General features: G+C 36.7%; 15 protein-coding genes and 1 pseudogene. 13 read left to right on the plus strand and 3 right to left on the minus strand.

Annotated features, from left to right (window positions below; genetic code table 11):
- The first annotated feature begins 134 nt into the window (after positions 1–134).
- The 4 genes from AC1UFB_RS16510 (at position 135) to AC1UFB_RS16525 (ending at position 3,687) form a co-directional block, all read left to right on the plus strand.
- Complete coding sequence (locus AC1UFB_RS16510; RefSeq protein WP_182031138.1) at positions 135–392, plus strand: HPr family phosphocarrier protein; 258 nt, start codon at positions 135–137, stop codon at positions 390–392.
- Positions 393–537: 145 nt separating this feature from the next.
- Positions 538–1,536 carry an ROK family glucokinase gene (locus AC1UFB_RS16515; RefSeq protein WP_482589509.1) on the plus strand — a complete coding sequence of 333 codons (999 nt, stop codon included), beginning with the start codon at positions 538–540 and terminating at the stop codon, positions 1,534–1,536.
- Positions 1,537–1,669: 133 nt separating this feature from the next.
- The gene (locus AC1UFB_RS16520) at positions 1,670–1,951 is read left to right on the plus strand and encodes a hypothetical protein (protein WP_482589510.1); all 282 of its coding nucleotides are present in this window, start codon (positions 1,670–1,672) and stop codon (positions 1,949–1,951) included.
- A gap of 944 nt (positions 1,952–2,895) precedes the next feature.
- Positions 2,896–3,687 (plus strand): DUF4046 domain-containing protein, encoded by a 792-nt coding sequence (locus AC1UFB_RS16525; protein WP_482589511.1) that lies wholly within the window; start codon positions 2,896–2,898, stop codon positions 3,685–3,687.
- A gap of 55 nt (positions 3,688–3,742) precedes the next feature.
- On the opposite strand, the gene AC1UFB_RS16530 is transcribed toward AC1UFB_RS16525, so the two are convergent.
- A complete protein-coding gene (locus AC1UFB_RS16530) occupies positions 3,743–4,429 on the minus strand; it encodes an IS6 family transposase (RefSeq protein ID WP_482589512.1) in 687 nt (228 codons plus the stop codon).
- A gap of 113 nt (positions 4,430–4,542) precedes the next feature.
- Between AC1UFB_RS16530 and AC1UFB_RS16535 the strand changes: the two genes are divergently transcribed.
- Positions 4,543–5,250: a hypothetical protein gene (locus AC1UFB_RS16535; protein ID WP_482589513.1), complete on the plus strand. Its 708-nt coding sequence runs from the start codon at positions 4,543–4,545 to the stop codon at positions 5,248–5,250.
- Between the two features lie 245 nt (positions 5,251–5,495).
- Here AC1UFB_RS16535 and AC1UFB_RS16540 read toward each other — a convergent pair.
- A pseudogene (locus tag AC1UFB_RS16540) lies at positions 5,496–6,046 on the minus strand (MBL fold metallo-hydrolase); the annotation flags it as partial.
- 136 nt (positions 6,047–6,182) lie between these two features.
- Positions 6,183–6,794: a trimeric intracellular cation channel family protein gene (locus tag AC1UFB_RS16545; RefSeq protein WP_061785712.1), complete on the minus strand. Its 612-nt coding sequence runs from the start codon at positions 6,792–6,794 to the stop codon at positions 6,183–6,185.
- 250 nt (positions 6,795–7,044) lie between these two features.
- On the opposite strand from AC1UFB_RS16545, the gene hflX reads away from it, so the two are divergent.
- The 8 genes from hflX (at position 7,045) to AC1UFB_RS16585 (ending at position 14,252) form a co-directional block, all read left to right on the plus strand.
- Positions 7,045–8,307, plus strand: coding sequence for a GTPase HflX (hflX, locus tag AC1UFB_RS16550; protein WP_025908616.1), 1,263 nt, complete (start codon positions 7,045–7,047; stop codon positions 8,305–8,307).
- Between the two features lie 15 nt (positions 8,308–8,322).
- Positions 8,323–9,585 carry a methionine gamma-lyase family protein gene (locus tag AC1UFB_RS16555; protein ID WP_025908617.1) on the plus strand — a complete coding sequence of 421 codons (1,263 nt, stop codon included), beginning with the start codon at positions 8,323–8,325 and terminating at the stop codon, positions 9,583–9,585.
- A 192-nt stretch (positions 9,586–9,777) separates the two neighbouring features.
- The gene (locus AC1UFB_RS16560; protein WP_062686192.1) at positions 9,778–10,200 is read left to right on the plus strand and encodes a MerR family transcriptional regulator; all 423 of its coding nucleotides are present in this window, start codon (positions 9,778–9,780) and stop codon (positions 10,198–10,200) included.
- 81 nt (positions 10,201–10,281) lie between these two features.
- Complete coding sequence (glnA, locus tag AC1UFB_RS16565) at positions 10,282–11,616, plus strand: type I glutamate--ammonia ligase (protein WP_025908619.1); 1,335 nt, start codon at positions 10,282–10,284, stop codon at positions 11,614–11,616.
- A gap of 465 nt (positions 11,617–12,081) precedes the next feature.
- Positions 12,082–12,366, plus strand: coding sequence for a hypothetical protein (locus AC1UFB_RS16570; protein ID WP_100346978.1), 285 nt, complete (start codon positions 12,082–12,084; stop codon positions 12,364–12,366).
- A 245-nt stretch (positions 12,367–12,611) separates the two neighbouring features.
- Complete coding sequence (locus AC1UFB_RS16575; protein ID WP_100346979.1) at positions 12,612–12,830, plus strand: hypothetical protein; 219 nt, start codon at positions 12,612–12,614, stop codon at positions 12,828–12,830.
- Between the two features lie 299 nt (positions 12,831–13,129).
- Positions 13,130–13,489: a YuzC family spore coat inner layer protein gene (locus tag AC1UFB_RS16580; RefSeq protein ID WP_482589514.1), complete on the plus strand. Its 360-nt coding sequence runs from the start codon at positions 13,130–13,132 to the stop codon at positions 13,487–13,489.
- Between the two features lie 250 nt (positions 13,490–13,739).
- Positions 13,740–14,252, plus strand: a complete 513-nt coding sequence (locus AC1UFB_RS16585) for a DUF3231 family protein (protein WP_061786050.1) — start codon at positions 13,740–13,742, stop codon at positions 14,250–14,252.
- Positions 14,253–14,666 lie beyond the last annotated feature (414 nt).

The raw sequence follows: 14,666 nt of genomic DNA on the forward strand, positions 1-14,666 counted from the left end.
TGTTTACTACCTCTGTTCAAGAGTATTCGTTTTTCTTTATAAAAGGAAAAATAAGAAAACAGAAAATTCAGTTAAAATTTATGCGACGCTAGTGACAAAATATAAATAAATTACGAAGGGTAGAGTGAGAATCAATGGTAGAAAAAAAGGTTGTCGTACTTCTTCAGCATGGCCTCCAAGCTCGATCTGGTGCTGAATTTGTAGGGAAAGCCTCTTCTTTTAACAGTGACATTAATATTGTGAAAAATGGGAAAAAGGTAGTTGGGAAAAGTATTATGGGGGTTATGGCCTTAGCAGTTAGACAAGGTGAAGAAATCAAACTTACCGCAGATGGCAAAGACGAGGCCTGGGCTATCATAGCCCTAGAAAAATTTCTATTGAACAAGGAATGATAGGAGTTAAGTTTCTTAATTACTATATAAATAATTTTAGCTGTACAGTAGGTGGCAAGATAGGATTAAGAGATTTAATCTTATTTTGCTATATGGTGAAGGAATACAGTTACTTGTCAACTTAAATAAAAAAGGATGAATGATGATGGATGAAAAATGGTTAGTAGGTGTGGATATAGGCGGTACAACTATTAAAATGGGATTTATTAATCAAAACGGTGAGTTTATTTATAAGTGGGAAATTCCGTCCAATATAAAAGAAAAAGGGAGACATATTCCAGCTGGTATAGCTAAATCAATTGATCAAACATTAAACAAGTTGGGACAAGAAAAACAGAAGTTAATGGGGATAGGGATTGGGGCTCCAGGTCCTGTTAACGTAGGAACTGGTTCTGTTGATGTGGCGATTAATTTAGGATGGGAAAACTTCCCCTTGAGGGATCTTCTTGAAATAGAAACATCCTTACCAGTTATTGTTGATAACGATGCAAATGTAGCAGCCATTGGGGAGATGTGGAAGGGTGCTGGGGAAGGGTCAAAAGATTTATTATGTGTCACATTAGGTACGGGAGTTGGGGGAGGAATCATTGCCAATGGTGAAATTGTACACGGCATAAATGGTGCAGGTGGCGAAATTGGCCATATCACCTCTATTGTGGAAGGTGGGATGCATTGTAATTGTGGGAAAACTGGATGTATTGAAACAATAGCATCTGCCACAGGCATTGTTCGTTTAATGATTGAAGAATTATCTTCTACCCATACAGCAAGTAAACTGAGGAATTTTTACGATGAACGCCAAACATTATCATCTGAGCTAGTGTTTGAAGTAGCGAATGAGGGTGATGAATTAGCTAATAAGGTGATTGAAAAAGTTGCCCTTTATTTAGGCTTAGCATTATCACACCTTGCGAATGGATTAAACCCTGAGAAAATTATCATTGGTGGAGGAGTTTCCAAAGCAGGAGATGCACTGTTAGTACCTTTAAAGAATCAGTTTATTCGCTTTGCCTTTCCAAGGGTAGCACAAGGGGTGGAGTTAGCCATTGCTACGTTAGGAAATGATGCAGGAGTTATGGGGGGAGCTTGGTTGGTGAAAAAAAGATTACTAAGTAAGCATGAAAATGTACCTTTACATTTGTAATAGTACAGTGACAAGGGATAGGAAATAACAAATAATTATCCTGTTTCTTACTATTCAAAGAGCATTGGTATTTTCAAAGGATCTTCTTAAATTTCAGTACAAAACTTATTTTCTACAAGGGGATGCAATGTAAATGGCGAGGTGGGAAGGAAGGACAAAGGGGTATGATCAGTCAGGCCATTATTTAGGAACATATCACGCCACTATCGAAAAACAAGGTAACTTACTTTATAAAATGACATTGTCTTTTGATAACAATATTTATACAAAAGGAAAACGAGAAACGAAGCATTACTTGAAAGAAGAGATTATATATAGTTCAAGTTTAGAAGTCCTGAAAAGAAAATTCAGAGGTGCTATATTCCTTAGAATTAAATCAAAAGTCATATGGAGAAAAAAATCCATAAGCCACTAAAAGGATAAAGGATTATCTATATTACAAGCTAAATTGTAATATTATTATGATGTAAAGAGAGCGTAAAATATCTTATGCAAATAAATAAATACAAAAAGGTCTTCCTGTGAAGCAGTTTATGACAAATCTTGTTCAAGCTCGAGTCCAAAAAGAAGGTGTGATGGAAATTGTTCGTTCCCACTTAGAACGTGTAGTTAATACTCCTTATATACAAATATATAATAATTAAATCTATAACCTCATATAAAGAAATAATTAACGTATTTTATTAAAATTTAGTATAGGTATTACTCTTTTTGTAGTCAAAGGGTCTATTTTCATCATTAAAAATAAATAATGCAAAATTGAAAGCTCTTACTTCATAGAAAGGGCTTTTTAACCTGTCATTTTCAATACGATTTACGATCTAACCTAAAAATATAATGGCTACAAAAATGAAAAGAATATTTCTTAGATAATAACTCTTTAATTTCATCTGGAGATTTATTTGACATGTTTTTAAGAAAGACATCAGATAAAATCTTTCTTCTTGAACTACTAGAGAATCCATGATTCAAAAGTTCTTGAATATCACTTTGATGTAGATGAAAATCTAATTTAATACATAAGTAATCCTTAGCTTCTATTAACGTAGCAATTCTATTTGAAAAGGTACTAATTAAGTTATATTCTATACTTTTTAATCCATATAGTACCTTGAATTTTTAACGAAAAATCTGTTTTTCTCAACGGCCGAATTAGTAACAGTACAGTTCTTTTACTATTTCTGATATTCAAACTTCAAAGAGTACCTTGATTACATTAAAATTTTCATTTACATATAATCCAAAATAGGAACAGATTTATCTTAACAATTGTTTTATTGATACCTCTTATGTATATCATAACCCCCATCTTCTCCATACTACGTATACACTAAATTTTAACAGAAGGGGGGGTAAAGAATGAGTCGAGAACATGTCATTGAAATTTATCAAAATATTTTAGATGGAAAAGTCAAACGTTTTCCTAATAATTTCTTCGCAGGCAAAGAAGGGAAAACGTATATGAAACATATGACATGTTATTTGCTTGAAGAACGGTTACTAATTCCCATTGACGAAATTCCTTTCAGAGTCAAAGCAAGTATTCTATGGTCCCATCGTTTAAAATCCCCTGCACTGATCTATGGATGGAATTATTATGATGTTATAGAGAATGCCTATCCAGGGCGCTTCAAACCATGGGAATTTCAACAAGTTCCTCATAAATATTGGTTCGGTGAAGAAGGAAGAAACCGAGCAATTAGAGCGATCAAACATGTAATAGAGAATGAATTAAATATTCCTCTCGAAGAAGTTCCTTCACACGTGAACCATCATTTTTTTAAAAAGCATAATTTAAACGGTGTATTTAATATTTTTGGACAATCTCCCTTTCAAGCTATCCAAGCAGTTTATCCAGACGTATTTAAACTCTGGCACTTTGCGAATGTTCCCTTGAATTGTTGGAAAGATGAAGAATCTATCCAAGCAACCATGGACTATTTCCTTTTTGAACAGTTAGGCTTTTCCTCTTATGAAGAGGCGTTGGTGAGAGTAAGAAAACAGGAATTTTTTGATTATCAATTGACAGGTTTATTTCAAATGGCTTTTGGCTCTCGTATGCAAAGAGTAAAAGAATGGATACGAATCCGGATGAAGTGTAAAGAGAAGCAAATTGAGGGGGCTAATAGCTGCATAATCATAAGTAAATGATGAGAAGTAGGTAACGATTTTTAAATAGATGAAACTAAATTTTATGCTACGTTAGTTACTTTTCTTTGTAACAAGTTAACGTTGACTTGTCTCGTGAAATAAGTTGCCCTTTTTTTATTGTCATATGCATCGCTTCTATTCCACAAATAATAGATGTAGCTGTACGAAAAGATTTTAACCCTAACATAGAGCGCACTCGTTTTTTAATAAATCGATGATCCTGTTCTACGATGTTATTCAGATATTTTACCTGCCGTATTTGAATGCCTACCGGCATCTTTTTCTCTTTCTTCAACTCTTCAATCGCCATAGGATAGGCTGGGTTCTTGTCTACTGTGATCACACGGGGCTTGGAAACATGAAAAGACCGCAAAGCTTTCTTGAAAAAGCGCTTTGCAGCCTTATGATCTCTTGTTTTGTTTAAATAAAAATCAATCGTATTTCCTTCTGAATCAACGGCACGATAGAGGTACATCCATTGACCTTTGACTTTCACATACGTCTCATCGACTCGCCAAGAATCATTGGTTGACTTAAGATGACGTCGTACTCGCTCATCTAATTCAGGACCATACTGGTGAACCCAGCGCATGATCGTTGTATGAGCAATCGATAGTCCGCGTTCTTCCATCATTTCGACTACATCACGAAAACTGAGATTGTACCGTAGGTACCATCTTACGGTTAATAAAATAATATCAGGTTGATACTGTTTCCATTTGAATAGATTTTTCTTTTCCATACTGATCACGTCCTTCTTTTAGAATACTAGTATCAGTTTGTCCAAGTTTGGGAGATTACCTGCAGATATTTTGAAGTTTTTGCACCAGAACCAAAATAATAAAGGAGAGAGAAATGAAAAGAAGGTTATTAGCATTATTGTCTTTAGTTCTGTTAATAGGAACAACTCTACCAATCTACGGAGAGGTCAATAAAGTAGAAGCTGCTGAGCAAAGTTTTAACGAAGATGAGATTACAGAGATGGCGGAAGAATATTTAGATGGCTTTGAAATAATTCAATCTGATGAACTAGAAAGTTCTTTTTCAGTTATTGAGGATGATGGTGAAAGATATGAATATGAAACACTTGTGTTGAATCCTGACACTGACGAAGAGACAGTTCAAGTGAATAAGTATTTGCTTGTTAACAATAAAAGAGAAAACCTGGTTGAAACATCTGAAGAGTTGGTTAATAATAGTAATGAAATGGTTGCTATGGCAAAAGCTTCTTGCCACGGAGTAACAGGTGGTGTGATAAGTTGGAAAGGTACAAGAGCTACAGCCTACTTTGATTCTTGTCTTACAAAGAAATTTGTAAATATAATAGATGAATCTCAAGGCGCTACAGGTGCTATCGCAGGTCTTAGTGCAGTTATATGCAATACTACAAAATTAGGAAAGATAATTCCGTATGCAGGTTTTGTTTCAAGTATCCTATGGGCTGCGGGATATACTATTAAGAATATTTCAGGAAATGGAAAATATGGTATTAGATTCCATATGGCTAGAAATCCTATAACTGGTAAGATAAATAAGTCGATGGGTATACCTTGGAGACAATAGTTGTAATCAAGGAGGGTTAGAATGATATATAGGGTATTATTAATTTTTGCATCATTAATATTCATAGTAAATTACGTAGTAGGCCCTAGGTTTTTAGATATGGAAGTATCTACTTCTGGAACTTTTGTGGGACTTATGTTAATTATTGTTGTGTTGTCTCACTTACTAGATGGAAAGAAAAAATAGAGGTGTTAAAGAGTTCTCTTATAAAAAAATAAGGGAACTCTTTCTTTTGATTCTGTAGTACAATCTCCTAGAAAAAGAATTTTTTCTTCAAGAACATAAATAATACTAGAATCAACAGCATGATCTCCACCTACATGTTCAATTAGACAATGCACTCCGCCTAAATTGACTGTCATTCGGTTATCGAATGTAATGTGAGGTAGAGGAAGAAAGACGTCTCGATAATTCCCTAGCTCTTTTTGTATTGCTTCAGAACAGAATGGGATTTCTGTTCCTTCTTTAACACGTTGATCTAAGTATTGATCTTCCCAAGATAGACTCTGTAATTTTTTATCCTGTCATGAGTTTTGAAATGAGAAATAGTTGGCATATTTACTTCGCTCATGCCGAATATATGATCCCAATCTCCATGAGTAAGAACAACCCAGTCCCCTTTAATATGGTTTTCTTTTAGTTGTTCTAGAAACAATCTTGCATGGCTTGATGAATTGCCAGCATCAATTAATAGTGTTCTTTCTTCTCCTGTAACTGCTGCTAGAATCGGACGATCTGTTTCTTGATAGGGTGGTAAATATGTGACGCGATTAGATATTCGTTGTAGTTTCTGCAATTTCTCATTCTCCTTATTTAGTGTATTAATTTCCTCTTTTATAATAGGCAATTTCAATTCTGGTGTAAATTTAGTCATAAAAAAACTGCACCTTCAATTGTTAGACTATATCTAACGATTGGAGTGCAGTTTTTTATTACATATTTGGTTGGCGAATTGAACGAATTGGCAGCTTCCATTTGTACATATAAGATAGCATACGACATGCAACAAGCAAACCAAATAATACGTAAAGCTCTACCGGAGAGCTTGCGATTTGAAGGCCAACAATCAAGCCTGCAAGAATTGCCCAAAGCGCATAGATTTCATCTTTTAAAACGGTCGGTTTTCGGCGAGCAAGCAAGTCGCGTACAATCCCACCGCCGCTACCTGTTAATACAGCAGCAACGATAACAGCGCTTAAGGGGTGTCCCATGCTGGTAGCATAGAGTGCGCCTTGAATGGCAAAAGCCGCAAGCCCAATTGCGTCAGAAAAGTTCCCCCAACGTTTCCACTGTCTTAAGATGCTGTTTGGAAACAAAAAGGTTGCCGTAATCGATAATAGCGCAATTTGAAAAAATAATCCCTGCTCCCAAAGAGCAGATACTGGTACACCAATTAATAAGTTACGGATGGCGCCACCGCCAAACGCTGTGACGATTCCTAGAATGTAAACTCCTAAAATATCATATTCTTCTTCCATTGCAATAAACGCCCCGCTAACTGCAAAAGCAATGGTGCCGATGATGCTCAAAACGTCCCATGTCATCGCAACTTCCCCTTTATGTATAAAAATTCGTTGTTTGTTAGAAAGTATTACAATAATAAAGTCATTCAAATTGTATCCACTATTGAGCAGAATTTCAACGTTTTTTTAGGGATAATTTCTTAAAAGAAACAAAGCGTGATAAACTAGTAAAAACAATCTATTCTGCATCTTTGAAGAAGATAGAGAAAATCGTGTTTTTTTGTTATGATATGAGTGCGTTAATACTTTAACAGTAAGGGAAGGAAAGTCATTGACATTTGAGATGAAACAAGAGCTTGAGCGTGTGATTTTAGTGGGGTGTCAGCTTCACGATGATGATGAGCGCTTTGAGTATTCGATGGATGAACTAGCATCATTAACTGAAACAGCACAGGGTGAGGTTCTAGTACGCTTGTCTCAAAAGCGCGACCGTATACATCCAGCTACATATATCGGAAAAGGAAAAGTGGAAGAGCTCGTTGCGCTTGAAGAAGAGCTAGAGCCAGATTTAATTGTGTTTAACGATGAGCTTTCACCGAGTCAAATTCGTAATTTATCCAGTCAGCTAGAAGCTCGAATCATTGACCGAACGCAGCTGATTTTAGATATTTTTGCGCAGCGTGCGCAAACAAAAGAAGGAAAGCTGCAGGTTGAGCTTGCGCAGCTAAACTACTTACTCCCTCGCCTAGTTGGACAGGGAACAGCACTTTCTCGCTTAGGAGGAGGAATTGGTACAAGAGGTCCAGGTGAAACGAAACTTGAAAGCGATCGACGTCATATTCGTCGTAAAATCGATGAAATTAAGCGTCAGTTAAAAACAGTCGTCAGTCACAGGGAGCGCTACCGAGAGAGAAGAAAGCGTAACCACGTATATCAAATCGCTATAGTAGGATACACAAACGCCGGTAAGTCAACGCTTTTCAATCGTTTAACAGAAGCGGGCATTTATGAAGAAAATCAGCTGTTTGCAACCCTTGATCCAACGACGAGACAGTATACGATGCCGTCCGGCTTAACTGCTCTTTTAACAGATACGGTTGGGTTCATTCAAGATTTGCCAACAACGCTTGTTGCTGCGTTTCGTTCCACATTAGAAGAAGTGACAGAAGCTGATTTCATTTTACACGTGGTCGACTCTGGTAATCCAGACTATCACAACCATGAGCAAACTGTTCACAAGCTATTAGCGGAATTAGATGTAGAAGATATTCCGATGTTAACCGTTTATAATAAGCGAGATGTGAAGCATGAATTATTTGTGCCGACCACACCTGCTTCTGTTTTAATCAGCGCTTTTAATAAGGAAGATCTCGCTTTGCTGGGAACAAAGATCCAGGATGAAATGAAGAAAGAGATGGAGTACTTTCATCTATTTATTCCTTCGGATGAGGGCAAGCTGTTGGCGGAGTTAAAAACCGTTGCGCTGGTTGACTCCCTAAAGTTTAATGAGGAAAAAGAAAAGTACGAGTGCCGAGGCTATATTGCAAAAGAGCACCCAATTTATAAGCAGCTAAGAATGATAGAAGAAAGTTGAGGAAGATAGAAAATGATGTTTGATCAGTTAGCAAACGGAGAGAGAATTAAAAGGTTAGCAAAGGAAGTGGAGCAGCAAATTAAGCCGATTCATGAACGAATTGATGAAGTGATTGAAGCAAATCAGTTTCGCGTGCTGCAAAGCTTTCAACAAAACCAGGTGAGTGATTCACATTTCATTCCCTCCACGGGCTATGGTTATGATGATTTAGGAAGAGATACGCTTGAAAAGGTATATGCTGATGTATTTGGAACGGAAGCGTGCCTTGTACGTCCCCAAATTATTTCAGGTACGCATGCAATAGGCATTTCGCTATTCGGTGTGTTGCGACCTGGTGATGACCTTTTATACATTACCGGTAAGCCATACGATACGCTTGAAGAAATCGTTGGAATTAGAGGGTCTGGCGTTGGTTCACTGAAAGAGTATAACATTGGATATAAAGCCGTAGATTTAACAAAAGAAGGGCGAGTAGACCTTGAAGAAGTGAAAGCGGCCATTACGGATACAACGAAAATGATTGGTATTCAGCGTTCAAAAGGTTATGGAATTCGTCCTTCGTTTACGGTCAGCCAAATTAAAGAAATGATTGCTTTTGTGAAAAGCATCAAGCCAGACGTTATCGTATTTGTAGATAACTGTTACGGAGAATTTGTAGAGACAATAGAGCCATCTCATGTTGGAGCTGATTTAATTGCAGGCTCTCTCATTAAAAATCCAGGCGGTGGGTTAGCGAAAATCGGTGGCTATATTGCTGGACGTAAAGAGTTGGTTGAAGCATGCTCTTACCGCATGACAACGCCAGGTATTGGAGCAGAAGCTGGTGCAACGCTGTACAGCCTACAGGAAATGTATCAAGGTTTCTTTTTAGCTCCGCACGTTGTAGGGCAGGCTTTAAAGGGGGCTGTATTTTCTTCGGCCATGTTTGAAAAACTTGGGATGCAGTCAGAACCAAAGTGGGACGCTGAGCGAACAGACTTAATTCAGTCCGTTCAGTTTGATGATCGGGATAAGATGGTGGCGTTTTGCCAAGCAATTCAATACGCGTCGCCAATTAATTCGCACGTGACGGCATACCCAGCTTATATGCCAGGATATGAAGACGATGTAATCATGGCAGCCGGTACGTTTGTTCAAGGGGCTAGCTTAGAGCTAACGGCAGATGGTCCAATCCGTCCACCGTATGTTGCTTATGTACAAGGTGGTTTAACGTATGCTCACGTTAAAGTAGCTATCTGCACAGCAATTGATTCAATGATTTTGAAAAAGTTAATTTAAGTATAATCTTGCTCAGCAAGACAAAAAGATGAGCTATCGTGTATAAAAACAAATTAAAAATAAACTAAAATCGCTATTTTATTGTATTCGTGAAATATTCTAAAAATTTTTATGTGAGAATTGCTCACATATAGTTGACAGATAAACTAACATGGCATACAATGAAACTAGTTAATCAAAGGAGGAACTGAGATGAGTGACAACATACGAAGAAATACGCCGCTTTTCCCAATTGGAATTGTGATGCAGTTAACTGAGTTGTCGGCTCGCCAAATTCGCTACTATGAGGAACATGAATTAGTTACACCTGTACGATCTGAAGGTAATCGTCGATTATTCTCGTTTAACGATGTTGATAAATTACTAGAAATTCGTGACTTAATTGAACAAGGTGTAAACTTAGCTGGTGTTAAGCAGCTATTTCAAGTTCAGAAAGCGCAAGAAGGGCATAAAAAAGAGGCAAAACCAGAAGATGAAAAGGTTGTAGCAGAAGCAAGCAAATCTGAGCTATCAGATGAAGAGTTACGCAAGATGCTTCGCGCTGAGTTAATGCAAGCAGGACGCTTTAACAAAGCAACGCTCAATCAAGGAGATATGTCTCGGTTCTTTCATTAAAAATTGTAAGTATTTATATGCTTCGTTAACAGGAAGTATATAAACTATAAATATTTTTTAGATTTAGGGGAGGATCACACGATGGCAAAGTACACAAAAGAAGATATTTTCAAAAAGGTTCAGGAAGAGAATGTAAAATACATTCGCCTTCAGTTCACTGACATTTTAGGAACAATCAAAAACGTTGAAATTCCAGTAAGTCAATTAGAAAAAGCGTTAGACAACAAGATGATGTTTGACGGTTCTTCAATCGAAGGTTTCGTACGTATCGAAGAATCTGATATGTACTTATATCCAGATCCAGACACGTTTGTTGTATTCCCTTGGACGTCTGAAAAAGGTAAAGTTGCACGTTTCATTTGTGACATCTACAATCCAGACGGAACTCCATTTGATGGAGACCCACGTAACAACTTAAAGCGTATATTAAAAGAAATGGAAGACTTAGGATTCAGTGATTTTAACCTTGGGCCTGAGCCAGAATTCTTCTTATTCAAGCTAGATGAAAAAGGAGAGCCAACGTTAGAATTAAACGATAAAGGTGGCTACTTCGACCTAGCACCAACTGACCTTGGTGAAAACTGCCGTCGTGACATCGTATTAGAGCTTGAAGAAATGGGCTTTGAAATTGAAGCATCTCACCATGAGGTAGCTCCTGGTCAACATGAGATTGACTTCAAATATGCTGGCGCATTAAGAGCTTGCGATGACATCCAAACATTTAAACTAGTAGTTAAAACAATTGCTCGTAAGCACGGCTTACACGCAACATTCATGCCAAAACCATTGTTCGGTGTGAACGGTTCAGGTATGCACTGCAACCTTTCACTATTCAAAGATGGCCAAAATGCATTCTATGATGCAAACGGAAACTTAGAGTTAAGTGATACAGCTCGTCAATTCATCGCTGGTATCATTAAGCACGCTCACAGCTTCACTGCTGTAACAAACCCAACGGTAAACTCTTACAAGCGTTTAGTACCTGGTTACGAAGCTCCTTGTTACGTTGCATGGTCTGCACGCAACCGTAGCCCATTAATTCGTATCCCAGCTTCTCGCGGAGTAGGAACTCGTGTTGAGGTACGTAGCGTAGACCCAGCTGCTAACCCATACCTAGCGATGGCTGTATTACTAAAAGCTGGTTTAGACGGAATCAAGAACAATCTTGAAGCTCCAAAACCAATTGACCGCAACATCTATGTAATGACTAAAGAAGAGCGCGTAAAAGAAGGTATCGTAGATTTACCTGCTACGCTAGCTCAAGCTTTAGATAGCTTCCAAGCTAACGAAATCATGGTTTCTGCATTAGGTGAGCACTTAGCTGAACACTTCATCGAAGCTAAGGAAATTGAGTGGGATATGTTCCGCACACAAGTTCACCCATGGGAACGCGATCAATACATGAGCCAATATTAATTGGTAGAAAGCCTGATATGACTGCATTTGCAGTCATTCAGGCTTTTTTTATTGGGGGCGTATTTCTTTAACATTTTAAGACTTGACCACCTTCTTACCACAAGCATCCACGAAGCCAATTAATAATTTGCGAAATATGATTTCTAGAAGCCTTTGATGATGTGAAACTTATTCCACACACCAGTTTCCTTATAGCAATGCAATCAATAAAAAAGTCAGTATTAATTGTTAGGAAACACCTTGGCATAATGTATCGAGGCGTCTTTTTATGGAGCTATCTTTCCATTTTGATAGTAAAAACTGTAGAAATAAAAAATCTTTTTTTATTACAATAAGTAATAATTTACCTTTTATGGTATTATATAAAAGTGTGTTTGTATAGCTAGCAGATATGACTATAAAATAGGTAACTGGACCGTTTAATTTATATTTTCAACATAAATAAAATATAATGGAGGCATTATTATGTGGTTATTATTAGGGCTTATTGCCATAGTGGCAACTATTATAAATCTGTATATGTATAAAACAGGAAAAGATTATAAACTTGCGATGGCGATGGGATTATCATTCACGGCACTGACACTCTGTGCAGAACATAGTCTTGTATCTGATTGGGTAAAAGGTGAAGATTGGTCAGCTTTAATGGATGTTGTTCCTACTATGGAAAAGGCAGTATGGTTTTTAACAATTGTTTCTATTTTACTAAATATAGCACCTATGCTGTTAGAACTAAAAGGTAAAAAATAAAAAGTTATTGGTGGTAGATCTGCTCATAAGAGTAGGATGTTATTCATTTTGTAATAACTATAAAGTAATAGTGAAAAAATTTTCATAAATATTTAAAAAAAGACAGCCGTGTAACCTATTATAGCCAAAGCTAACATCACAGCTTGTATTCCAATACCAAGAGTACTAAATATTCCTCCTGTAAAGGCAAATCCTTTGCCTTTTTCAAGATTTCTCTTAATCTCTTTATTATCTAATAGGTAAATATGATCTATATTCTCATTTTTAAAGCTATATTTATTATCTGCGTACTTGGTACTATAGCGGATATTATAGCGACATATGCAGCAAAATTTGCGATTGATGAGGTAATTGAAGAACAGGCGTCTGAACAACAAGAAAATGTTGAACAAGAAATAAGATTGAGAGAGTTAGAACGACAGGTCGCATCTTTACAAAAAAAGCTTGAAGAATTACAACTATAACGCTCGAGCTGTTCGAAATATGTATTAATGAGATAAAGGATTAAAAAATCAATTCTCCCCTAACTGACCAGAGGGCACTAATCATTATGTAGCGATTAGTGTCTTTTTTGATGTTAAAAATCAAAATTTAGGAGATGAAATGAAAAGTGAAATAAATTGAATCATGTGCTAAATGAAAAATATAAAAGATCAACGAAGCAGCATTCTAGAAGTAAAGAGTATGGCGTCTAGTCCTTCATTCACCGAACATGAAAAGAGTACATAAAAATAAGTAACTATGTAAAATGAAGAGGTGTTTTATGTATTATTATCCATATTATTATCCATATTTTCAGCAGCGAATGAATCGTCAACCACAGTCGCCGTCAGTTGATACTTCTATTTTCAGTCATTCTGTCAGTTCCCTTCAAAAAATTACTCTTGAAGCAAATGCTTTATTGAAAAAAATAGCTGAACCGAAGTTTTCTCAGACCTTGATGACAGCAGCTCAGGCTGGAAATCACATACAGGTCGACAACCTGATTAAATCGATAGGGATAAGTACATCTGTAACAGCCAAGTACAATCCAGATGGTCTGTTGTTAATTATGCCTGCTCAGTCTCAAGGAGAAGGATGTTGTACGTTAACTATGTTTCTTAGGTGGGGAGAGTTTCGATGAGGGAAGGCTGTCTCCCAGACTTAATGGGATGGGAGACAGTATAATACGTACCATAGATATTTTTCACGTTTACTTAATAAAGGGCTTGACTATCTCTGTGTGCATCTAGATACGTTGAATAGCTTGTCTAAACAAATAGATTATATACATTTTTTATTAAATTGAATGATTGTTTAGGTAATGGTTATATTAATGCTTGTGCGCAAGATGGAAGGTAGCACACCGTTATAAATATGTTAAGGATGAAAAAATGGGTATTTTAAGTGGAAATCCAACAGATGAGCCAATGCACTACGGTGAGGTATTTGGAACTTGGTCTTTTGTTTCAACATCAAAAGCTTTAGTGTCTGGATATCAAACATTTTTAAATCACGTAGGTGACAAAGACCTACATAAATTAGTTCAACAATCAATTGAACAATGTCAAGAAGAGATGAAAGCGATAGAAAAATTATTAAAAGAAAACGGAATAGGTTTACCTCCAACACCTCCAGAACGTCCTGAAGCTTGCTTAGATGATATTCCAGTAGGTGCTCGAGTTCAAGATCCAGAAGTTGCGGCTTCTGTTTCGCGCGATATTGCAGCAGGTTTAGTTGCTTGTAGCCAATTGATTGGACAGTGTGTACGTGAGGATATCGCAGCAATGTTCAGCCAGTTCCACATGGAAAAAGTAGCGCTAGGCGGTAAATTTTTAAAGCTTAGTAAAGAAAAAGGATGGTTAATTCCTCCACCTCTTCATAAGTCTAAAAATACGGACTGTTAATAAATGTTTTTGCAGATTATTACAAATCCGATTCCTTGTGTATTCAATTAATAAACAGAGGGGGTTGGATTTTTCCAATCCTCTATAAAGAGTATGAATTAATAATACCAAGCTTATGTTTATGTCTAAGTTATAAAGAATTGAACCTTAATGATGATAAAAAAGATGAAGTCTATTGCACAGGTAACAAAAGTAAATTATGAGTAAACTGTTTCTAAGTACAAATACACTCGTAAGAATGCATTTTGACTAAGAGCTAAGAACATTTCTTAATACAGTTACAGTAAGTCCTGAATTATTCATAGCTAACTAAAATCATTTCGTTTTTCAACTTTTGATCACGAGGGTTTAAATTTTCGTGAATTTCAAATGGATGAATAGGTGAAGGAGTCTGGTTGATGCTTAAAAAATGGG

It is taken from the genome of Priestia sp. KCTC 13724 (assembly GCF_056820425.1).